The organism is Lederbergia citrea (assembly GCF_018343525.1).
GTDB lineage: Bacteria > Bacillota > Bacilli > Bacillales > Bacillaceae_C > Lederbergia > Lederbergia citrea.
In genome coordinates this window covers 58,209-78,376 of sequence record NZ_JAGYPH010000006.1, presented here as the reverse complement: position 1 = coordinate 78,376, position 20,168 = coordinate 58,209, and the positions used below count along the sequence as shown (strand labels likewise).

Below are 20,168 nucleotides of genomic sequence, written 5' to 3'. Positions count from 1 at the left end.
AAGGAGGATTTCCAAATGGGTAAGGAAAAATTTGATCGTTCCAAGGAACATGCGAATATTGGTACACTAGGTCACGTTGACCATGGTAAAACAACACTTACTGCTGCTATTACAACTGTAATGGCTAAGCAAGGCGGCGGAGACGCTAAAGGTTATGATATGATTGACAACGCTCCTGAAGAGCGCGAGCGTGGAATTACAATCTCCACTTCTCACGTAGAATATGAAACTGAAAAGCGCCACTATGCACACGTAGACTGCCCAGGTCACGCTGACTATGTTAAAAACATGATCACTGGTGCAGCTCAAATGGACGGAGCAATTCTTGTTGTATCTGCTGCTGATGGCCCAATGCCACAAACGCGTGAGCACATCTTGCTTTCTCGTCAAGTAGGTGTTCCATACTTCGTAGTATTCATGAACAAATGTGACATGGTTGACGACGAGGAACTACTTGAGCTAGTAGAAATGGAGATCCGTGATCTTCTTTCTGAGTATGACTTCCCTGGCGATGACATTCCTGTTATTAAAGGTTCTGCTCTTAAAGCTCTTGAAGGAGAGCCTGAGTGGGAAGAAAAAGTTATCGAATTGATGAACGCTGTTGATGAGTACATCCCAACTCCAACACGCGACACTGACAAACCATTCATGATGCCTGTTGAGGACGTATTCTCAATCACAGGTCGTGGTACAGTTGCTACAGGACGTGTTGAGCGTGGACAAGTTAAAGTCGGTGAAGAAGTTGAAATCATCGGTCTTCAAGAAGAAAACAAGAAAGTTGTTGTTACTGGAGTAGAAATGTTCCGTAAACTTCTTGACTATGCTGAAGCTGGAGACAACATCGGTGCACTACTTCGTGGTGTAGCTCGTGACGATATCCAACGTGGTCAAGTATTGGCTAAGCCTGGTACTATCACACCACACACTAAGTTTAAAGCGGAAGTTTATGTACTTTCAAAAGAAGAAGGTGGACGTCACACTCCATTCTTCACTAACTACCGCCCACAATTCTACTTCCGTACTACTGACGTAACAGGAATTTGTAACCTTCCTGAAGGAGTAGAAATGGTTATGCCTGGCGACAACGTTGAAATGACTGTTGAATTGATCTCTCCAATCGCGATTGAAGAAGGTACTAAATTCTCAATCCGTGAAGGTGGACGTACAGTAGGCGCTGGCGTTGTAGCAACAATCCAAGCTTAATAACTGTTTTTATAAAAAAGCAAATGGATGACGATCCATTTGCTTTTTCTTTTGTTGTTTATTACTTTTCTTCTATAATATATTCGTTGTAATTCAGTATGGTAAACTATATATTCTGAATCTATCCAAACCCTTGATTTCATGCCGAAATCTATGTATAATCTTATGGGTGCGAAAGTGTAAAGAAATGTTTTAAATAATATTGCATCTGCTTTATATTTTCTGTATAATAGACAATGTTGGTCTTTGACAGCAATGAAATGGAAGGTTGCTGACACACCCGGCCGCTTTGCCATGGCGAGTGTGTGGGAAATTTCCATGGAGTATGTCTATTTTAAAAATAGGCGAAAAGGAGGGAAAGTAATGGCAAAACAAAAAATTCGAATCAGATTAAAGGCGTATGATCACCGAATTCTTGATCAATCAGCGGAAAAAATCGTTGAAACAGCAAAACGTTCGGGTGCAAATGTCTCAGGGCCGATTCCATTGCCAACTGAGAAAACTATTTACACAATCCTTCGTGCGGTGCACAAATATAAGGATTCACGTGAGCAATTTGAAATGCGCACACATAAACGTCTAATTGATATCATCAACCCTACACCACAAACTGTAGATTCATTGATGAGATTGGACCTGCCATCTGGCGTTGACATTGAAATTAAACTTTAATTAATAAATTGAATTTGAAACAGGAGGTGTGACTCATGACCAAAGGAATCTTAGGAAGAAAGATCGGTATGACGCAGATTTTTGCTGAAAATGGTGAATTAATCCCTGTAACAGTAATCGAAGCTGCTCCAAACGTAGTTCTTCAAAAGAAAACAGTTGAAACTGATGGATATGAAGCAGTCCAGCTTGGATTTGAAGACAAGCGCGAGAAGCTTGCGAACAAGCCTGCGAAAGGACACTTTGCTAAAGCAAACTCTGCTCCTAAGCGCTTCATCCGTGAATTTAACGGAGTTAATTTAGACGAGTACGAAGTTGGTCAAGAAGTCAAGGTTGATATTTTCGCAGAAGGCGATTTAGTAGATGTATCAGGAATTTCAAAAGGTAAAGGATTCCAAGGTGTTATTAAACGCCACGGACAATCACGTGGACCTATGACTCATGGTTCTCGTTTCCATCGTCGACCAGGTTCAATGGGCCCGGTAGATCCAGCGCGCGTTTTCAAACAGAAATTGTTGCCAGGACGTATGGGTGGAGAAAGAATCACGATTCAAAACTTGCCAGTTGTTAAAGTTGATGCAGAACGCAACTTGATTTTGGTAAAAGGTAACGTTCCAGGACCTAAAAAAGCAATGCTTGAAATTAAAACAGGAATTAAAGTGAAATAAATAGTAGTTGAAGAAAGGAGGAAATAGGAATGCCGAAAGTAGCATTATATAACCAAGCGGGATCCAAGGTTGGAGAAGTCGACCTGAATGAATCTGTTTTTGGTATTGAACCTAACAATCATGTATTGTTTGAAGCTATCGTTATGCAACAAGCTTCATTAAGACAAGGAACATCAAAAGTAAAAAATCGCTCGGAAGTACGCGGCGGCGGACGTAAACCATGGCGTCAAAAAGGAACAGGACGTGCTCGTCAAGGTTCTATTCGTTCCCCACAATGGCGCGGCGGTGGTACAGTATTTGGACCGGTTCCACGCAGCTATAGCTATAAGCTTCCTAAGAAAGTACGTCGCTTGGCAATTAAATCAGCACTATCCACAAAAGTGTTGGAAGAAAGCGTACTAGTATTAGAAACTTTATCTTTTGATGCACCAAAAACGAAAGATTTTGCTAATGTTCTAGCTAGCCTTCCAGTAGGCAAGAAAGCTCTTGTTGTTACTGAAACACTTGACGAGAACGTAGCACTTTCTGCAAGAAATATCCCAGGAGTGACAGTGATTGACGCTGGCAACATCAATGTATTGGATGTTGTAGGGCACAATACATTGATCATTACGAAAGCCGCAGTTGAAAAAGTAGAGGAGGTGCTTGGATAATGGATGTACGTGATGTTCTAAAGCGCCCCGTTATCACAGAACGATCTACTGATCTTATGGCTGAGAAAAAATATACGTTTGAAGTAGACGTAAAGGCGAATAAAACACAAGTGAAAGATGCGGTTGAAAGCATCTTCGGCGTTAAAGTCGCAAAAGTTAACGTATTGAATTACAAAGGTAAGTTTAAGCGTATGGGCCGTTTCGGCGGATATACAAATAAACGCCGTAAAGCAGTCGTTACTTTAACTCAAGACAGCAAAGAAATCGAATTCTTTGAAGTTTAATATAAAAGGCATTTAAAAAAGTAGAGGAGGGAAAAAAATGGCGATCAAAAAATACAAACCTACCTCAAACGGACGTCGTAATATGACAGCTTTGGATTTCGCAGAAATCACTACTGATAAACCAGAGAAATCTTTATTACAGCCTCTTCATAGAAAAGGCGGCCGTAACAACCAAGGTAGAACTACAGTTCGCTATCGCGGCGGTGGTCATAAGCGTCAATACCGTATTATCGACTTTAAACGCATTAAAGATGGTATACCAGGACGCGTTGCTACAATCGAGTATGATCCAAACCGTTCCGCAAACATTGCACTCATCAACTATCTTGATGGTGAGAAACGCTACATCTTAGCACCGAAAAACTTGAAAGTGGGCATGGAAGTAATGTCTGGTCCTGAGGCTGACATTAAAGTAGGTAATGCACTTCCACTTGCAAACATTCCAGTTGGTACAGTAGTGCACAATATTGAGTTGAAACCAGGAAAAGGTGGACAATTAGTTCGCTCTGCAGGAACATCTGCACAAGTTCTTGGTAAAGAAGGAACAAAATATGTGCTTGTACGCTTAAACTCTGGTGAGGTTCGAATGATTCTTGCAACTTGCCGCGCTTCAATTGGCCAAGTAGGCAACGAACAGCACGAACTTGTCAACATTGGTAAAGCAGGCCGTTCTCGTTGGTTGGGCAAACGTCCACATGTACGCGGATCTGTTATGAACCCGAACGATCACCCGCATGGTGGTGGAGAAGGTCGTACACCAATTGGCCGAAAATCTCCAGTTACACCTTGGGGCAAACCAACACTTGGTTACAAAACACGCAAAAAAACCAACAAGTCGGATAAATTCATTGTACGCCGCCGTAAAAAATAACGGGATTGACCTACGGTTCATAGTAGGAACCGTAGCGCAATCACGAAGGGAGGTTCAACCATGGGTCGTAGCCTGAAAAAAGGGCCTTTTGTAGATGAGCATTTGATGAACAAAGTGGAGAAGTTGAATGAAGGCGAGAAGAAACAAGTAGTAAAAACTTGGTCTCGTCGTTCCACAATTTTCCCGAATTTTGTCGGACACACAATTGCAGTCTATGATGGCCGCAAACATGTACCTGTATATATCAGTGAAGATATGGTAGGCCACAAGCTTGGTGAATTTGCACCAACGCGCGCATACAGAGGTCATGCCGCAGATGATAGAAAAACAAGACGCTAATGAGAGGAGGGCATCCTGATGCAAGCTAAAGCTGTTGCAAGAACAGTGCGAATTGCTCCTCGTAAAGCACGATTAGTAGTTGATCTTATTCGAGGAAAGCAAGTGGGCGAAGCAGTTGCGATTTTGAAATTAACACCAAAAGCTGCCTCCCCAATCGTAGAAAAACTATTGAATTCTGCTATCGCAAACGCAGAGCATAACTATGACATGGATATTAACAACCTTCTAGTGTCAGCAGCATTTGTTGACGAAGGTCCAACAATGAAACGTTTCCGTCCACGTGCACAAGGCCGTGCGAGCCAGATCAACAAACGCACAAGCCACATTACAATCGTGGTATCAGAAAAGAAGGAGGGATAATTCGTGGGTCAAAAAGTAAATCCAATCGGTATGCGTATCGGCGTTATCCGTGATTGGGAATCCAAATGGTACGCTGAAAAAGACTACGCAACATTATTACACGAAGACATTAAGATTCGTGAATATATAACAAAACGTTTGGCTGATGCTTCTGTTTCACGCGTTGAAATTGAGCGTGCTGCAAACCGCGTCAACATTACAATCCACACTGCCAAGCCTGGCATGGTTATCGGTAAAGGTGGAAGTGAAGTTGAAGCATTGCGTAAAGCATTGAACCAACTAACAAATAAACGTGTACACATCAATATTATCGAAATTAAAAGAGCAGATCTTGATGCTAAATTAGTTGCTGAAAATATTGCACGTCAACTTGAGAACCGCGTTTCTTTCCGTCGTGCACAAAAACAAGCAATCCAACGCACAATGCGTGCAGGAGCTCAAGGGATTAAGACTCAAGTATCCGGCCGTCTAGGTGGAGCGGATATTGCTCGTGCTGAACATTACAGCGAAGGAACAGTTCCACTTCATACACTTCGCGCTGACATCGATTATGCACATGCTGAAGCAGATACAACTTACGGCAAGCTCGGCGTTAAAGTATGGATTTATCGTGGAGAGGTCCTTCCAGAAAAGAAAAAGTCTGCGGAAGGAGGAAAATAATTATGTTAATGCCTAAACGCGTTAAGTATCGTCGCGAACACCGTGGAAAAATGCGTGGTCGTGCTAAAGGCGGCACAGAAGTATCGTTTGGTGAATATGGTTTGCAAGCTGTTGAAGCTGCGTGGATCACTAATCGTCAAATCGAAGCTGCAAGGATAGCAATGACTCGTTACATGAAACGTGGCGGTAAAGTTTGGATTAAAATTTTCCCTCACAAACCATATACAGCTAAACCTCTTGAAGTACGTATGGGTTCCGGTAAAGGTGCTCCTGAAGGATGGGTAGCAGTAGTAAAGCCTGGCAAGATCATGTTTGAAATTGCTGGGGTATCAGAAGAGGTGGCACGTGAAGCGCTTCGTCTTGCTGCGCACAAACTTCCTATTAAATGTAAGTTTGTAAAACGAGAAGAAATTGGTGGTGAACGTAATGAAGGCTAATGAAATCCGTGACTTGACCACTGCCGAAATTGAACAAAATGTAAAATCGTTGAAGGAAGAATTATTCAACCTTCGCTTCCAATTAGCAACAGGGCAACTTGAAAACACTGCCCGCCTTCGCGAAGTTCGCAAAGCGATCGCTCGTGCGAAAACTGTGATTCGTGAAAGAGAACTTGAAGTTAACAATCGATAAACAGAGAGGAGGTTTGCAGAATGAGTGAACGCAACCAGCGTAAAGTTTATACAGGACGCGTTGTTTCCGATAAAATGGATAAGACCGTTACTGTTATGGTTGAAACTTACAAGAAACATTCATTATACGGCAAACGCGTAAAGTACTCTAAAAAATTCAAAGCTCATGATGAGCAAAACGAAGCAAAAATTGGCGATGTTGTTCGTATCATGGAAACTCGTCCGCTATCAGCAACTAAACGTTTCCGTCTATTAGAGGTTGTTGAGAAAGCAGTCATTATTTAATAATTGTTTCGGATTTAAGCTTTCCGAAGGGAGGTAAACTAGATGATTCAACAAGAATCTCGTTTAAAAGTGGCTGACAACTCTGGTGCACGTGAAGTTTTAACGATTAAAGTCTTAGGTGGCTCAGGCCGTAAGACTGCAAATATTGGCGATGTAATCGTCTGTACAGTAAAACAAGCAACACCAGGCGGCGTTGTCAAAAAAGGTGAAATTGTTAAAGCTGTAATCGTAAGAACAAAAAGTGGTGCTCGCCGAGCAGACGGTTCTTACATTAAGTTCGATGAAAATGCTTGTGTAATAATCCGTGATGATAAAGCTCCTCGAGGAACTCGTATCTTCGGACCTGTTGCCCGCGAACTTCGTGATAACAACTTCATGAAAATCGTATCATTAGCTCCAGAAGTTCTTTAATTAAATTTTTATGATTCGGTCACTCAAGGAGGTGCGATTCAATGCATGTTAAAAAAGGTGACAAAGTAATGGTCATCACTGGCAAGGATAAAGGGAAAACTGGTACAGTATTAGCTGCCTTTCCGAAGAAAGACCGTGTGCTTGTTGAAGGTGTGAACGTTGTTAAAAAACATTCCAAGCCATCACAAGATAACCCACAAGGCGGAATCATCAGCAAGGAAGCTGCAATCCATGTTTCTAACGTTATGCTGCTGGATCCTAAAACAAACGAACCAACTAGAATTGGTTTTAAAGATATAAATGGCAAAAAAGTACGTGTAGCTAAAAAATCAGGTGAAGCTTTAGATAAATAGTTCTTAGATGAAGGGAGGTACACTACATGAACCGCCTAAAGGAAAAATTTCAAAAAGAAGTTACTCCTGCTCTGATGAGCAAGTTCAACTATAAATCCGTAATGGAAGTACCTAAATTAGAGAAAATTGTTATCAATATGGGTGTCGGCGACGCTGTACAAAACGCAAAAGTTTTGGATAATGCTGTTGAAGAATTGACATTAATCACAGGTCAAAAACCAGTTGTAACAAAAGCAAAAAATTCAATTGCAGGGTTCCGCCTACGTGAAGGTATGCCAATCGGCGCTAAAGTTACTCTTCGCGGAGAGCGTATGTATGAGTTCTTTGACAAGTTAGTTTCCGTATCACTTCCACGTGTACGTGACTTCCGTGGAATCTCGAAAAAAGCATTCGACGGCCGCGGCAACTATACACTTGGCGTTAAAGAACAGCTCATCTTCCCTGAAATTGATTATGATAAAGTGAGCAAGATTCGTGGTATGGACATTGTTATCGTTACAACTGCGAATACAGACGAAGAAGCTCGTGAACTACTGACTGCATTTGGAATGCCGTTCCAAAAGTAATCGCTAAATAAGGGAGGCGAAAACGTGGCTAAAAAATCTATGATCGTGAAACAGAAACGTACTCCGAAGTTTAAAGTGCAAGGATACACACGCTGCGAACGTTGCGGTCGTCCACATTCCGTAATTCGTAAATTTAAACTTTGCCGTATTTGTTTCCGTGAACTGGCATATAAGGGTCAAATTCCTGGCGTTAAAAAAGCCAGCTGGTAAGACCGAAATTGGGAAGGAGGTAAATATAAATGGTTATGACTGATCCAATTGCAGATTTGCTTACACGCATCCGCAACGCGAACATGGTCCGACATGAAAAGCTGGAGGTTCCTGCTTCCAACATCAAAAAAGAGATTGCTGAAATTCTTAAACGTGAAGGATTCGTCCGCGACGTGGAATTTATCGAAGATAACAAACAAGGCATCATTCGTATTTTCCTTAAATACGGTGCAAATAACGAACGAGTTATTACTGGCCTTAAGCGCATCAGCAAACCTGGTCTGCGCGTATACGCAAAAGCTAATGAAGTTCCTAAAGTACTTAACGGACTCGGTATCGCACTTGTCTCTACTTCTACAGGCGTTTTGTCTGATAAAGAAGCAAGAGCGAAACAAGTTGGCGGAGAAGTACTAGCATACGTTTGGTAATATTCTTCTGAAGAACGGAGGTGCAAAGAAATGTCCCGTATTGGTAAAAAACCAATTGAAATTCCTGAAGGCGTAACAGTTACAATGGACGGACAGACAGTGACTGTCAAAGGGCCTAAAGGTGAATTAACAAATACATTCAATTCTGATATGGCTATCGCTATCGAAGATAACATCATCAACGTTACTCGTCCATCTGAAGCAAAGGAACACCGTTCTATTCATGGAACAACTCGTTCCCTAATTGCAAACATGGTCGAAGGCGTTTCTAAAGGTTACGAAAAAACACTTGAACTTGTTGGTGTTGGATACCGTGCACAAAAACAAGGTACAAAACTTGTTTTGAACGTAGGGTACTCTCACCCGGTTGAGTTTGAACCGGAAGCAGGCGTTGAAGTTGACGTTCCAGCTAACACTAAGATCATTGTTAAAGGTTACAATAAAGAAAAAGTTGGTGCTTTAGCATCTAATATCCGTGCAGTACGTCCACCTGAGCCATATAAAGGTAAAGGAATTCGCTACGAAGGCGAAAACGTTCGACGCAAAGAAGGTAAGACAGGTAAATAATGCCGCTTAGGCACTGAAAGGAGTGACTCGTAATGATCACTAAGCAAGATAAGAACAAAGTGCGCAAAAAAAGACACGCACGTGTCCGAGCTAAGTTAAGTGGAACTGAAATGCGTCCTCGTTTGAATGTGTATCGTTCTAACAAGAACATTTACGCTCAATTAATCGATGATGAAAATGGCGTAACATTAGCTAGCGCTTCTACACTTGATAAAGATTTAAACATCGAGTCTGCAGGTAATGTTGAAGCGGCTCAAAAAGTAGGCGAATTAATCGCGAAGCGTGCAGTTGAAAAAGGTGTTAAAACAGTTGTTTTTGACCGTGGAGGTTATTTATACCACGGACGTGTTAAAGCTCTTGCAGATGCAGCACGTGAAAACGGCCTTGAATTTTAATCGAAAAAGGAGGGACATAATAGATGCGTCAAATCGATGCTAACAAACTTGAACTTGAAGAACGCGTAGTTACAGTTAATCGTGTAGCTAAAGTTGTAAAGGGTGGACGTCGCTTCCGCTTTACCGCGCTTGTAGTTGTCGGCGACAAAAATGGCCATGTTGGTTTTGGTACTGGAAAAGCACAGGAAGTTCCAGATGCAATCCGTAAGGCAATTGAAGATGCGAAGAAGAATATGGTTGCTGTTCCAATTGTGGGCACAACAATTCCTCACGAAATTATCGGCCGTTTCGGCGGTGGACAAATTTTACTAAAACCTGCAAGCACAGGTTCTGGAGTTATCGCAGGTGGACCAGTCCGTGCGGTACTTGAACTTGCTGGTATTGCTGATATTACTTCAAAATCTCTTGGTTCAAGCACACCAATTAATATGGTTCGTGCGACAATCGAAGGTATTAAAAATCTTAAACGTGCTGAGGACGTAGCAAAATTACGTAATAAATCAGTAGAAGAACTGTTAGGTTAAGGAGGGAATCATAATGGCGAAGAAATTAGCAATTACCCTCACTAAAAGTTTGATTGGTCGTACTGAAGGCCAACGTGAAACTGTCAAAGCGCTTGGATTAAGCAAATTGCATCAAACAGTAGAACATGATGACAATGTTTCAATCCGCGGTATGATCAATAAAGTTTCTCATCTAGTCACTGTAAAAGAACAGTAATCTATTTATGAATAATAAGGAGGTGCCAACTATGAAACTTCATGAGCTAAAACCTGCTGAAGGATCCCGCAAAGAACGCAATCGCGTTGGTCGAGGCATCGGTTCAGGTAACGGCAAGACAGCCGGTAAGGGCCATAAAGGGCAAAATGCACGTTCTGGCGGCGGTGTACGTCTAGGATTTGAAGGTGGTCAAACTCCTTTATTCCAACGTTTGCCAAAGCGCGGCTTTACAAACATTCACCGCAAAGAATTTGCAGTCGTGAACCTTGACGCATTAAATCGCTTTGAAGACGGTACTGAAGTAACTCCAGAACTTCTTATCGAAACAGGTGTTGTACGTAACGAGAAGTCAGGAATCAAAATTCTTGCTAAAGGCAACATCGAGAAAAAGCTTACTGTAAAAGCAAACAAATTCTCCTCTGCTGCTATAGAGGCGATTGAGGCTGCCGGCGGTAAAACTGAGGTGATTTAAGTTGTTTCGGACAATCTCCAATTTTATGCGCGTGGGTGATATAAGACGAAAGATTATTTTCACCCTATTAATGTTAGTTGTATTTCGCCTAGGAGCATTTATACCGGTTCCCAATGTAGATGCAAATGTGCTCAAAATGCAAGATCAGGCAAGTTTGTTTGGATTCATGAATATTTTTGGCGGGGGCGCCCTTAAAAACTTCTCCATTTTTGCAATGGGCATCATGCCGTATATCACGGCTTCCATTATTGTTCAGCTTTTGCAAATGGATGTAGTGCCAAAATTCACAGAGTGGTCCAAGCAGGGTGAAGTCGGACGTCGTAAGCTGGCTCAGTTCACACGCTACTTCACAATTGTTCTTGCTTTGATTCAAGCTATGGGTATGTCTTATGGTTTCAACCGGATGACACAATTGCAGCTCATCAAGAATCCGGGTTTTGGCACGTATGTGATTATCGCAATCGTGCTTACAGCAGGTACAGCATTCCTAATGTGGCTCGGTGAAGAAATTACAGCTAAAGGTGTTGGCAACGGAATTTCCATTATCATTTTTGCTGGGATAGTTGCTGGGATACCAACAGCAGTGAATCAGATATATGCCCAACAGTTTGAAGGTGCCGGAGAACAACTGTTTCTACGCATTGTAATCATGCTACTTGTTCTTCTTGCCATCGTTGCGATTATTGTTGGTGTCGTTTTTGTACAGCAGGCGCTGCGCAAAATTCCAATCCAATATGCTAAACGAATGGATGGACGCAGTCCGGTTGGCGGGCAATCCACACACTTGCCGTTGAAAGTGAATGCGGCTGGAGTTATTCCGGTCATTTTCGCGAGCGCATTTATGGTGACTCCGCAGACGATCACTACTTTTTTCGGATCTAATGATATAGCTAGTACCATTCAATATATCTTCGATCATACAAAGCCGATTGGAATGGTCATTTTTGTTGCTCTCATTATCGCATTCACATATTTCTATGCTTTTGTTCAAGTGAATCCTGAACAAGTATCGGAAAATTTGAAGAAGCAAGGCGGCTATATACCAGGTATTCGTCCAGGGAAAAACACGCAGGAGTATTTAACGAGAGTGTTATATCGTTTGACTTTTGTCGGTGCGATTTTCCTAGCGGGCATCTCCGTATTACCTGTCTTCTTCATTAAATTTGCAGGGTTACCCCAATCAGCTCAGATTGGTGGAACAGGCTTATTGATTGTGGTAGGAGTGGCACTTGAAACAATGAAACAATTGGAAGCCCAGTTGGTGAAGCGTCACTATAAAGGCTTCATTAAATAATCGAGATGGTTTTAGGAACAAGATGTTTGTTCCTGAACCCATTTAGATGCTCGGGGGCGTTACGGATGAACTTAGTTCTAATGGGCCTTCCTGGTGCCGGTAAAGGTACACAGGCCGATAAAATTGTAGAAAAGTATGGGATTCCTCATATTTCTACTGGAGATATGTTCCGCGCTGCCATGAAAGATGGCACGGAACTTGGATTAAAAGCTAAATCCTTTATGGATAAAGGCGAGCTTGTTCCGGACGAAGTAACGATTGGAATTGTCCGTGAACGGTTAAGCAAAGACGATTGTGCACAAGGCTTTTTGCTGGATGGCTTTCCAAGAACAGTCGCGCAAGCAGAAGCACTTGAAAATATTCTTGCCGATATGGGTAAGAAAATTGACTATGTCGTCAATATTGAAGTGGATCAAAGCATTTTGATGGATCGCCTTACTGGCAGACGCATTTGCAAAAGCTGTGGAGCTACCTATCATCTTGTATTTAATCCTCCAACAGAATCTGGCGTTTGCGACCGCTGTGGCGGGGAGCTTTATCAACGTCCAGATGATAATGAAGAAACAGTCCAAAATCGCCTTGAAGTGAACATGAAGCAAACACAGCCACTTCTTGATTTTTATCACGGAAAAGGTTATTTGAAAAACATCAATGGCCAACGGCATATCGATGAAGTGTTTTTAAACATTGATTCGTTACTTAAAGGTTTGAAATCATGATAATTAGTAAAACGCCTCGTGAAATAGAAATCATGAGAGAAGCTGGTAGAATTGTTGCATTAACACATCAAGAGCTTCAAAAACATATTCAGCCAGGAATTACGACAAAAGAACTGGATGTCATTGCAGAAAGGTTTATCAAAGAGCATGATGCTTTGCCTTCCTTTAAAGGATATAACGGCTTCAGTGGGAGTGTATGTGCATCAGTTAATGAGGAGCTTGTACATGGCATACCGGGCAGTCGTGTTCTTAAAGAGGGCGATATTATCAGCCTTGATATTGGTGCCCACTATAGTGGTTACCATGGGGATTCCGCATGGACATATGCAGTAGGAAGCATCGACGATGAAACTCAAAAGCTTCTTGACGTCACAGAAAAATCTCTCTATCTCGGCTTGGAAGAAGCTAAGCCAGGCGAACGTCTTTCTAACATATCTCATGCGATTCAAACATTTGTTGAGTCGAACGGTTTTTCCATCGTCCGTGAATATGTAGGACATGGAATTGGCCAAAATTTACATGAGGATCCACAAATTCCTCACTACGGTCCGCCTAACAAAGGGCCACGTCTTAAACCCGGCATGGTGCTTTGCATTGAACCGATGGTTAATGCGGGAAGTCGCTATGTAAGAACTCTGGCGGATAATTGGACTGTCGTTACAGTCGACGGAAAAATGTGTGCACATTTCGAACATACAATAGCAATAACAGAAACAGGTTTTGAGATTTTAACAAGAATTTAAGCGCAGGTGATCTGGTTGAATGAGTCTGATTCGACTCCCCGTATAGGTCAAATCGTGCTTATTAATAAGGGACGAGACGCTGGACAATTCGCGGTTATTATCCAACACATCGATGAACGGTTCGTTCTTATTGCGGATGGGGATAAAAGGAAATTTGATAGTCCAAAAAAGAAGAACATCCAACATCTTAAATGTTACAACTATGTTTCTACGGAAGTTCGAGACAGTATCAAAGAAGCCAATCGAGTTACAAACGGAAAGTTACGATGGGCACTAGGCAAATTTGTAGAAGAGGTTAAGGATGTTTTAGAGAAGGGAGACGGGTTTGATGGCGAAAGAGGATGTAATTGAAGTTGAAGGCACAGTCGTTGATACTTTGCCAAACGCTATGTTTAAGGTAGAATTAGAAAATGGCCATACGGTTCTTGCCCATGTTTCGGGCAAAATCCGCATGCACTTTATTCGCATTCTGCCTGGCGACAAAGTGACTGTAGAACTTTCTCCGTACGATTTGACGCGCGGAAGAATCACATACCGTTTTAAATAACAATGCACTCCGGACTACTAAGGAGGTTATAAACAATGAAAGTAAGACCATCTGTGAAGCCAATCTGTGAGAAGTGTAAAGTTATCCGCAGAAAAGGCAAAGTCATGGTTATTTGTGAAAACCCAAAACATAAACAAAAACAAGGATAAAAAGGAGGTGCGCATTTTTTATGGCACGTATTGCTGGTGTAGACATTCCACGTGAAAAACGTGTAGTCATTTCTCTAACATACATTTTCGGAATTGGTAAAAATACTGCTGCTAAGATTCTTGCTGAAGCGGGTGTTTCTGAAGATACACGCGTTCGCGATCTTACTGATGAAGAGCTTGGCAAGATCCGTGACATCATCGACAAATTGAAAGTTGAAGGAGACCTTCGTCGTGAAGTATCCCTTAACATCAAACGTCTGATGGAAATTGGATCATACCGTGGTCTTCGCCACCGTCGCGGTCTTCCTGTTCGCGGACAAAATACTAAAAATAATGCTCGTACACGTAAAGGCCCTCGTAAAACTGTAGCGGGCAAGAAAAAATAATTGGTAAAGGAGGTAACTTACTAACATGGCACGCAAAACTAATACTCGTAAACGTCGTGTGAGAAAAAATATCGAAACTGGTATTGCACACATTCGTTCTACTTTCAACAATACAATCGTTACAATTACTGATTCACAAGGTAATGCTATCTCTTGGTCTTCTGCTGGAGCACTTGGATTTAAAGGTTCACGTAAATCTACTCCATTCGCAGCGCAAATGGCTGCAGAAACGGCTGCAAAGACTTCTATTGAACATGGCATGAAAACTCTTGAAGTAACTGTTAAAGGACCTGGTGCTGGTCGTGAAGCGGCAATTCGTGCTTTACAAGCTGCAGGACTTGAAGTTACAGCAATCAGAGACGTAACTCCTGTTCCACATAACGGATGCCGTCCACCAAAACGTCGTCGTGTGTAATGATTCTGTATAAATTTTAAAATACCTGTCTATAATGGGTTATTATATGAATTTATGCACGTATAGAATTATTCTTCATCCAGTTGTTGCACAAATGGGAATGTAACATGGGGAATTTCGGGAAATATACTCCGGGATTTCGACGTTTTGAAGGAGGGTATATTTGAATGATCGAAATTGAAAAACCGAAAATTGAAACGATTGAGATCAGCGATGATGCCAAATTTGGAAAGTTTGTTGTAGAACCGCTAGAGCGTGGATATGGTACAACTTTGGGTAACTCCTTACGTCGTATCCTTCTATCATCTCTTCCGGGTGCTGCTGTTACATCTATCCAAATCGAAGGTGTACAACATGAATTTTCTACTATTGAAGGCGTCGTTGAAGATGTTACCTCTATCATCCTTAACATAAAGAAACTAGCTTTGAAAGTTTACTCTGACGAAGAAAAGACTTTAGAAATCGATGTACAAGGTGAAGGCGTAGTAAAGGCGTCAGATATTATGCATGACAGTGATGTGGAAATCCTTAACCCAGATTTGGAGATTGCAACTCTTGGGGAAAATGCTAATTTCCGTATGCGCATGTCAGCTAAACGTGGCCGTGGCTACACGCCCGCTGACCAAAACAAGCGTGATGATCTACCAATTGGTGTGATTCCAATTGATTCGATCTATACTCCGGTATCACGTGTAAACTATCAAGTTGAAAATACACGTGTTGGTCAGATGACAAACTATGACAAACTTTCACTCGATGTATGGACAGATGGAAGTATCGGCCCGAAAGAAGCTATTTCTTTAGGTGCTAAAATCTTAACTGAGCATTTGAATATTTTTGTTGGACTGACAGACGAAGCCCAACATGCTGAAATTATGGTTGAAAAAGAAGAAGATCAGAAAGAAAAAGTCCTTGAGATGACGATCGAGGAGCTAGACCTTTCCGTTCGTTCTTATAACTGCCTAAAGCGTGCTGGAATCAATACTGTCCAAGAACTGGCTAATAAGTCAGAAGAGGACATGATGAAGGTTCGAAACTTGGGAAGAAAATCTTTGGAAGAAGTAAAAGCCAAACTAGATGATCTTGGACTTGGACTTCGTAAAGACGACTGACCGAAACTCCTGATTTAATACACATAAATATTATCAACAAAGGAGGGAAACTTGATGTCTTACAGAAAACTAGGACGTACGAGCTCTCAACGTAAAGCCATGCTTCGCGATTTGACAACTGATCTTATCATCAGCGAACGCATTGAGACAACTGAAGCACGCGCAAAAGAACTTCGCTCAGTTGTAGAGAAAATGATCACTCTTGGAAAACGCGGTGATTTACATGCACGCCGTCAAGCTTCATCATTTATCCGTAATGAAGTAGCTAATGCTGAAACAAACCAAGACGCAGTTCAAAAACTATTTGCTGATATCGCTCCACGTTATGCTGAGCGCCAAGGCGGTTACACTCGCATCATGAAACTTGGACCTCGCCGCGGAGACGGTGCACCAATGGTAATTATTGAATTAGTATAAGGTTAAAGCTACAAAGGGCAGGGCAATTGCTTTGCCCTTTTTTAAAAACCAAACGATTACAAAGCTTATAAAGAGCGTTACGATAGGCACTATGTAAGTTGGTGATCCTGTCTAGCTCGATGCGCCTCCTCCCTCAACTCTGAGAAGATCCATTTATGGATCTGAAACTGGATAGCCGGTTTCTTGGATTGAGGCGCAGGCTTTTTTTCTATTTATAGACTTTTTCAAAAATAGTAAGAATTGTTGAGCACAGCTGAGCGGAGAGGAGAAAAAAGATGGTGGCTACCCCTGTAATCTCGATTAATAATATCTCCTTTAAATATGACGGACAAGAATCGTATGCTTTGAAAGATGTTTCATTTTCTATTGCTAAAGGAGAATGGCTTGCCGTAGTAGGTCATAATGGATCCGGTAAATCTACGCTGGCAAAAATATTAAATGGTCTGCAATTCCCCGAGAGCGGAGCCGTCATTGTTGAGGATGAAACTTTATCAGAGGAAACGGTCTGGGATATTCGTAGATTGGTGGGAATGGTATTTCAAAGTCCTGATAACCAATTTGTTGGAGCGACGGTTCAAGATGATGTGGCTTTTGGGCTAGAGAACAACGGAGTCCCGCATGATGAAATGAAAACGCGGGTAAAAAATGCACTGGAACGAGTAAAAATGGCTGATTTTCTTGACCAAGAGCCACACCATCTTTCAGGAGGCCAGAAACAGCGAGTAGCCATTGCCGGTGTGATTGCATTAAGGCCGAAAGTGATTATTCTTGATGAAGCTACATCTATGCTCGATCCTTTGGGACGTGAAGAGGTTTTGAGAACTGTCAGAGAGTTGAAGGATGAACAAGGGCTAACCGTTATTTCTATTACACATGACCTAGAGGAAGCGGCAAAAGCGGATCGAATTGTGGTTATGAATAAGGGCGAAGTATATACAGAAGGTAACCCTGATGATATTTTTCAACTTGAAGAAGAACTGATTAAACTTGGGCTCGATATCCCCTTTCCAATTAAAATGGCAAACGCATTACGAGAAAAAGGTTTAGATGTCCCGAAGAGTTATTTGACAGATGAAGAGTTGGTGAATGAGCTATGGACATTGCACTTCAGCAAGTAGAATACAAGTATCAGGCCAATACCCCATTTGAACGACTTGCTATTCAGAATGTCAATTTGTCGATTCCACATGGAGTATTTATGGCGTTAATTGGTCATACTGGATCCGGAAAGTCAACGATCCTTCAACACCTGAATGCCCTTTTAAAGCCGACAAAAGGTCAGGTTGTGATTGGTGACCGGATCATTGATGCAGGGAAAAAAGAAAAGAACCTCCGTCCGATTCGCCAGAAAGTAGGGATTGTTTTTCAATTCCCGGAACATCAGCTTTTTGATGAAACCGTAGAGAAGGATATTTGCTTTGGGCCGATGAATTTTGGTGTTTCCGAAGAAGAAGCAAAGAAACGGGCAAGACAGTTAATTGCAGATGTCGGGTTGCCAGAAGAGGTATTGCAAAAATCCCCCTTTGATTTATCTGGTGGACAAATGCGCCGTGTTGCTATAGCAGGCGTACTTGCTATGGAGCCTGAAGTCCTTGTGTTGGATGAGCCTACCGCTGGTTTAGACCCGAGAGGCCGAACGGAAATTATGGAGATGTTCTATCGACTTCATAAACAAAAAGGATTATCTACAATCCTCGTAACGCATAGCATGGAAGACGCAGCCAACTATGCTGATGAAATTGTGATCATGCATCGTGGACACGTGAAAAAAACAGCCGATCCGAGGACGATCTTTTCTAATCCTGAGGAACTTCTTGAATTGGGCCTTGATGTACCAGAGGTTGTTAAATTTCAATATATGCTAGAGAGAAAAATGAACAAGAAAATAGGTAAGACTTGCTTAACGATAGAAGAATTATCGGAGGCTTTAATAGAATTGCAGAAGCGGGGTGAACCGCTATGATGGAGAAAATGATTTTTGGACGCTATATCCCTGGGACGTCTATCCTTCATCGTCTTGATCCGCGCTCTAAATTATTGTTTGTATTCGGCTTTATTTGTATCGTTTTCCTAGCAAATAACACTTATACTTACGGACTACTTCTATTATTCGTCGCTTTTATTATTCTATTATCGAAGCTGAATATTAAGTTTTTAATTAATGGGTTGAAACCCGTATTATATCTTGTCATATTCACCTTTTTCCTTCAGCTATTTTTTAATAAAGAGGGAGAGGTCATTTACTCTTTAAGTTTTATTGACATCCATGAGGAAGGGCTGCGACAAGGGATTTTTATTTCGATGCGTTTTGTGCTGCTCGTTTTTGTTACGTCGCTCTTGACGCTAACGACTACGCCGATAACGTTAACAGATGGCCTGGAAAGCATCATGAAGCCTTTAAATAAGGTCAAATTTCCGGTACATGAATTAGCGTTGATGATGTCGATCTCACTCCGCTTCATCCCTACATTAATGGACGAAACGGATAAAATTATGAAAGCCCAAATGGCAAGAGGTGTAGAGTTTACGAGTGGACCGATTAAGGAAAGAATTAAAGCTATCGTCCCTTTGCTCATTCCATTATTTGTTAGTTCCTTTAAGCGGGCTGAAGAGCTTGCGACAGCCATGGAAGCGAGAGGGTATCGCGGGGGCGAGGGGCGGACGAAATACCGTCTGCTGATGTGGGAGCCTCGTGATACAGCGGTAGCAGGAGCGTTGATTTTATTAGCAGTTCTGCTGATTATTTTCAGATCTTAAATAAGGATTGAAGAAACATGCAGCGTTACAAAGCGAAGATTGCTTATGATGGATCCAGGTATTCCGGATTCCAAATTCAGCCTAATGGCAGAACGGTCCAAGAAGAACTTGAGAAGGCATTGAAGAAAATGCACAAGGGGACACTTGTTAAAGTCACAAGCTCAGGCCGTACAGACGCAGGTGTTCATGCACGTGGACAAGTATTTCATTTTGACTCGCCACTTCTACTGCCATCAGAAAGATGGGTTAACGCAGTGAATGGCTTGCTGCCGTATGACCTATCCCTTTTAGAGGTTGAAAAGGCAGATCCCGGCTTCCATGCACGTTACGATGTAGTCGGGAAGACGTATAAGTATTTTTTATACACCGGTAAGATAAGAGATCCTTTCAGGCATCATTATACTTCTTATTATCCATATAAGTTGGATGTTCATCAGATGAGGGAAGCCGCAGGATATTTGGTCGGTACGCTCGATTTCACGAGCTTTTGCTCCGCAAAAACGACGAAAGAGAATAGAGTCAGGACCATCTCCGTCATCGATATTGAAGTGGTAGGAGATGAAATCATCTTCACCTTCACGGGAACTGGCTTTTTATATAATATGGTCAGAATTATTGTCGGGACGTTGCTAAAAGTAGGATCGGGTAAAATTAAACCTGGTGACATACCAGAAATCCTAGCGGCCCACGACCGAAAGCGTGCAGGCAAAACCGCCGCTGCGAAAGGGCTATACTTATGGGAAGTGTATTATAAATAAAGCTAAACAACTTCACCTGGTGTATAAAAATTTTCTTGACTTTACTTGCAAAAAACGATAAGATATCCTATGGTATTGTTTTTAATCCCACGATAAGCCCCGGAAACTTATTGTGATCAAAATAAATA

General features: G+C 41.9%; 36 protein-coding genes. All 36 read left to right on the top strand.

Translation table 11 applies throughout. From position 1 onward, the window contains the following. Positions 1-15: 15 nt before the first annotated feature. The 36 genes from tuf to truA all read left to right on the top strand — a co-directional run bounded on the left by tuf (position 16) and on the right by truA (position 20,040). On the top strand, positions 16-1,203 hold the full coding sequence (gene tuf, locus KHA88_RS20230) for an elongation factor Tu (protein ID WP_213100008.1): 1,188 nt from the start codon (positions 16-18) through the stop codon (positions 1,201-1,203). Positions 1,204-1,566: 363 nt separating this feature from the next. Next, a complete protein-coding gene (gene rpsJ, locus KHA88_RS20225) occupies positions 1,567-1,875 on the top strand; it encodes a 30S ribosomal protein S10 (protein WP_213100009.1) in 309 nt (102 codons plus the stop codon). 35 nt (positions 1,876-1,910) lie between these two features. Further along, the gene (rplC, locus tag KHA88_RS20220) at positions 1,911-2,540 is read left to right on the top strand and encodes a 50S ribosomal protein L3 (protein WP_213122740.1); all 630 of its coding nucleotides are present in this window, start codon (positions 1,911-1,913) and stop codon (positions 2,538-2,540) included. A 29-nt stretch (positions 2,541-2,569) separates the two neighbouring features. After that, positions 2,570-3,193 (top strand): 50S ribosomal protein L4, encoded by a 624-nt coding sequence (gene rplD, locus KHA88_RS20215; RefSeq protein ID WP_213100011.1) that lies wholly within the window; start codon positions 2,570-2,572, stop codon positions 3,191-3,193. Beyond that, positions 3,193-3,477 (top strand): 50S ribosomal protein L23, encoded by a 285-nt coding sequence (rplW, locus tag KHA88_RS20210; protein ID WP_249306345.1) that lies wholly within the window; start codon positions 3,193-3,195, stop codon positions 3,475-3,477. Before rplD ends, rplW begins: the two co-directional genes overlap by 1 nt. A 37-nt stretch (positions 3,478-3,514) precedes the next feature. Then, positions 3,515-4,348 (top strand): 50S ribosomal protein L2, encoded by an 834-nt coding sequence (gene rplB, locus KHA88_RS20205; RefSeq protein ID WP_213100012.1) that lies wholly within the window; start codon positions 3,515-3,517, stop codon positions 4,346-4,348. 60 nt (positions 4,349-4,408) lie between these two features. Beyond that, positions 4,409-4,687 carry a 30S ribosomal protein S19 gene (rpsS, locus tag KHA88_RS20200; RefSeq protein WP_213100013.1) on the top strand — a complete coding sequence of 93 codons (279 nt, stop codon included), beginning with the start codon at positions 4,409-4,411 and terminating at the stop codon, positions 4,685-4,687. Between the two features lie 18 nt (positions 4,688-4,705). After that, entirely contained in the window at positions 4,706-5,047 is a 342-nt protein-coding gene (rplV, locus tag KHA88_RS20195; protein ID WP_213100014.1) for a 50S ribosomal protein L22, read from the top strand. 3 nt (positions 5,048-5,050) lie between these two features. Beyond that, positions 5,051-5,707 carry a 30S ribosomal protein S3 gene (gene rpsC, locus KHA88_RS20190; RefSeq protein ID WP_213100015.1) on the top strand — a complete coding sequence of 219 codons (657 nt, stop codon included), beginning with the start codon at positions 5,051-5,053 and terminating at the stop codon, positions 5,705-5,707. Positions 5,708-5,709: 2 nt separating this feature from the next. Further along, positions 5,710-6,144 (top strand): 50S ribosomal protein L16, encoded by a 435-nt coding sequence (gene rplP, locus KHA88_RS20185; RefSeq protein ID WP_213100016.1) that lies wholly within the window; start codon positions 5,710-5,712, stop codon positions 6,142-6,144. Further along, positions 6,134-6,337: a 50S ribosomal protein L29 gene (gene rpmC / locus KHA88_RS20180; RefSeq protein ID WP_213100017.1), complete on the top strand. Its 204-nt coding sequence runs from the start codon at positions 6,134-6,136 to the stop codon at positions 6,335-6,337. The genes rplP and rpmC overlap by 11 nt, the downstream gene beginning before the upstream one ends. Positions 6,338-6,357: 20 nt before the next feature. Next, positions 6,358-6,621 (top strand): 30S ribosomal protein S17, encoded by a 264-nt coding sequence (gene rpsQ, locus KHA88_RS20175; protein ID WP_213100018.1) that lies wholly within the window; start codon positions 6,358-6,360, stop codon positions 6,619-6,621. A gap of 42 nt (positions 6,622-6,663) precedes the next feature. Beyond that, entirely contained in the window at positions 6,664-7,032 is a 369-nt protein-coding gene (rplN, locus tag KHA88_RS20170) for a 50S ribosomal protein L14 (protein WP_213100019.1), read from the top strand. A 41-nt stretch (positions 7,033-7,073) separates the two neighbouring features. Then, entirely contained in the window at positions 7,074-7,385 is a 312-nt protein-coding gene (rplX, locus tag KHA88_RS20165; RefSeq protein WP_213122739.1) for a 50S ribosomal protein L24, read from the top strand. A gap of 26 nt (positions 7,386-7,411) precedes the next feature. Further along, positions 7,412-7,951 (top strand): 50S ribosomal protein L5, encoded by a 540-nt coding sequence (gene rplE, locus KHA88_RS20160; protein ID WP_213100021.1) that lies wholly within the window; start codon positions 7,412-7,414, stop codon positions 7,949-7,951. 24 nt (positions 7,952-7,975) lie between these two features. Beyond that, the gene (rpsN, locus tag KHA88_RS20155; RefSeq protein WP_066145251.1) at positions 7,976-8,161 is read left to right on the top strand and encodes a 30S ribosomal protein S14; all 186 of its coding nucleotides are present in this window, start codon (positions 7,976-7,978) and stop codon (positions 8,159-8,161) included. 29 nt (positions 8,162-8,190) lie between these two features. After that, positions 8,191-8,589, top strand: a complete 399-nt coding sequence (gene rpsH, locus KHA88_RS20150) for a 30S ribosomal protein S8 (RefSeq protein WP_213100022.1) — start codon at positions 8,191-8,193, stop codon at positions 8,587-8,589. Between the two features lie 30 nt (positions 8,590-8,619). Then, positions 8,620-9,156 carry a 50S ribosomal protein L6 gene (gene rplF / locus KHA88_RS20145; RefSeq protein WP_213122738.1) on the top strand — a complete coding sequence of 179 codons (537 nt, stop codon included), beginning with the start codon at positions 8,620-8,622 and terminating at the stop codon, positions 9,154-9,156. A gap of 32 nt (positions 9,157-9,188) precedes the next feature. Further along, positions 9,189-9,551, top strand: coding sequence for a 50S ribosomal protein L18 (gene rplR, locus KHA88_RS20140; RefSeq protein WP_213100024.1), 363 nt, complete (start codon positions 9,189-9,191; stop codon positions 9,549-9,551). 23 nt (positions 9,552-9,574) lie between these two features. Next, positions 9,575-10,075 carry a 30S ribosomal protein S5 gene (gene rpsE / locus KHA88_RS20135; RefSeq protein ID WP_213100025.1) on the top strand — a complete coding sequence of 167 codons (501 nt, stop codon included), beginning with the start codon at positions 9,575-9,577 and terminating at the stop codon, positions 10,073-10,075. A gap of 13 nt (positions 10,076-10,088) precedes the next feature. Further along, entirely contained in the window at positions 10,089-10,271 is a 183-nt protein-coding gene (gene rpmD / locus KHA88_RS20130) for a 50S ribosomal protein L30 (RefSeq protein ID WP_213100026.1), read from the top strand. Between the two features lie 31 nt (positions 10,272-10,302). After that, entirely contained in the window at positions 10,303-10,743 is a 441-nt protein-coding gene (gene rplO, locus KHA88_RS20125; protein ID WP_213100027.1) for a 50S ribosomal protein L15, read from the top strand. A 1-nt stretch (position 10,744) separates the two neighbouring features. Next, positions 10,745-12,037 (top strand): preprotein translocase subunit SecY, encoded by a 1,293-nt coding sequence (secY, locus tag KHA88_RS20120; RefSeq protein ID WP_213100028.1) that lies wholly within the window; start codon positions 10,745-10,747, stop codon positions 12,035-12,037. A 65-nt stretch (positions 12,038-12,102) separates the two neighbouring features. Beyond that, the gene (locus KHA88_RS20115; RefSeq protein ID WP_213122737.1) at positions 12,103-12,756 is read left to right on the top strand and encodes an adenylate kinase; all 654 of its coding nucleotides are present in this window, start codon (positions 12,103-12,105) and stop codon (positions 12,754-12,756) included. After that, positions 12,753-13,499 (top strand): type I methionyl aminopeptidase, encoded by a 747-nt coding sequence (map, locus tag KHA88_RS20110; protein WP_213122736.1) that lies wholly within the window; start codon positions 12,753-12,755, stop codon positions 13,497-13,499. The genes KHA88_RS20115 and map overlap by 4 nt, the downstream gene beginning before the upstream one ends. A gap of 15 nt (positions 13,500-13,514) precedes the next feature. Continuing rightward, positions 13,515-13,850 (top strand): KOW domain-containing RNA-binding protein, encoded by a 336-nt coding sequence (locus KHA88_RS20105; RefSeq protein WP_213100031.1) that lies wholly within the window; start codon positions 13,515-13,517, stop codon positions 13,848-13,850. Next, entirely contained in the window at positions 13,828-14,046 is a 219-nt protein-coding gene (gene infA / locus KHA88_RS20100) for a translation initiation factor IF-1 (protein WP_207521113.1), read from the top strand. The genes KHA88_RS20105 and infA overlap by 23 nt, the downstream gene beginning before the upstream one ends. Positions 14,047-14,081: 35 nt before the next feature. Beyond that, on the top strand, positions 14,082-14,195 hold the full coding sequence (gene rpmJ, locus KHA88_RS20095; protein WP_003156543.1) for a 50S ribosomal protein L36: 114 nt from the start codon (positions 14,082-14,084) through the stop codon (positions 14,193-14,195). Between the two features lie 20 nt (positions 14,196-14,215). Further along, positions 14,216-14,581, top strand: coding sequence for a 30S ribosomal protein S13 (rpsM, locus tag KHA88_RS20090; RefSeq protein WP_213100032.1), 366 nt, complete (start codon positions 14,216-14,218; stop codon positions 14,579-14,581). 25 nt (positions 14,582-14,606) lie between these two features. Next, positions 14,607-14,996: a 30S ribosomal protein S11 gene (rpsK, locus tag KHA88_RS20085; protein ID WP_213100033.1), complete on the top strand. Its 390-nt coding sequence runs from the start codon at positions 14,607-14,609 to the stop codon at positions 14,994-14,996. 167 nt (positions 14,997-15,163) lie between these two features. After that, positions 15,164-16,108 (top strand): DNA-directed RNA polymerase subunit alpha, encoded by a 945-nt coding sequence (locus KHA88_RS20080; RefSeq protein ID WP_213100034.1) that lies wholly within the window; start codon positions 15,164-15,166, stop codon positions 16,106-16,108. Between the two features lie 54 nt (positions 16,109-16,162). Further along, positions 16,163-16,525, top strand: coding sequence for a 50S ribosomal protein L17 (rplQ, locus tag KHA88_RS20075; RefSeq protein ID WP_213100035.1), 363 nt, complete (start codon positions 16,163-16,165; stop codon positions 16,523-16,525). A 278-nt stretch (positions 16,526-16,803) separates the two neighbouring features. Continuing rightward, positions 16,804-17,643 (top strand): energy-coupling factor ABC transporter ATP-binding protein, encoded by an 840-nt coding sequence (locus KHA88_RS20070; RefSeq protein WP_346729018.1) that lies wholly within the window; start codon positions 16,804-16,806, stop codon positions 17,641-17,643. Beyond that, a complete protein-coding gene (locus tag KHA88_RS20065) occupies positions 17,619-18,488 on the top strand; it encodes an energy-coupling factor ABC transporter ATP-binding protein (RefSeq protein WP_213108783.1) in 870 nt (289 codons plus the stop codon). Before KHA88_RS20070 ends, KHA88_RS20065 begins: the two co-directional genes overlap by 25 nt. Next, entirely contained in the window at positions 18,485-19,282 is a 798-nt protein-coding gene (locus KHA88_RS20060; protein WP_213100038.1) for an energy-coupling factor transporter transmembrane component T family protein, read from the top strand. Before KHA88_RS20065 ends, KHA88_RS20060 begins: the two co-directional genes overlap by 4 nt. Positions 19,283-19,299: 17 nt before the next feature. Next, positions 19,300-20,040 carry a tRNA pseudouridine(38-40) synthase TruA gene (truA, locus tag KHA88_RS20055; protein WP_213108782.1) on the top strand — a complete coding sequence of 247 codons (741 nt, stop codon included), beginning with the start codon at positions 19,300-19,302 and terminating at the stop codon, positions 20,038-20,040. Positions 20,041-20,168: the final 128 nt, after the last annotated feature.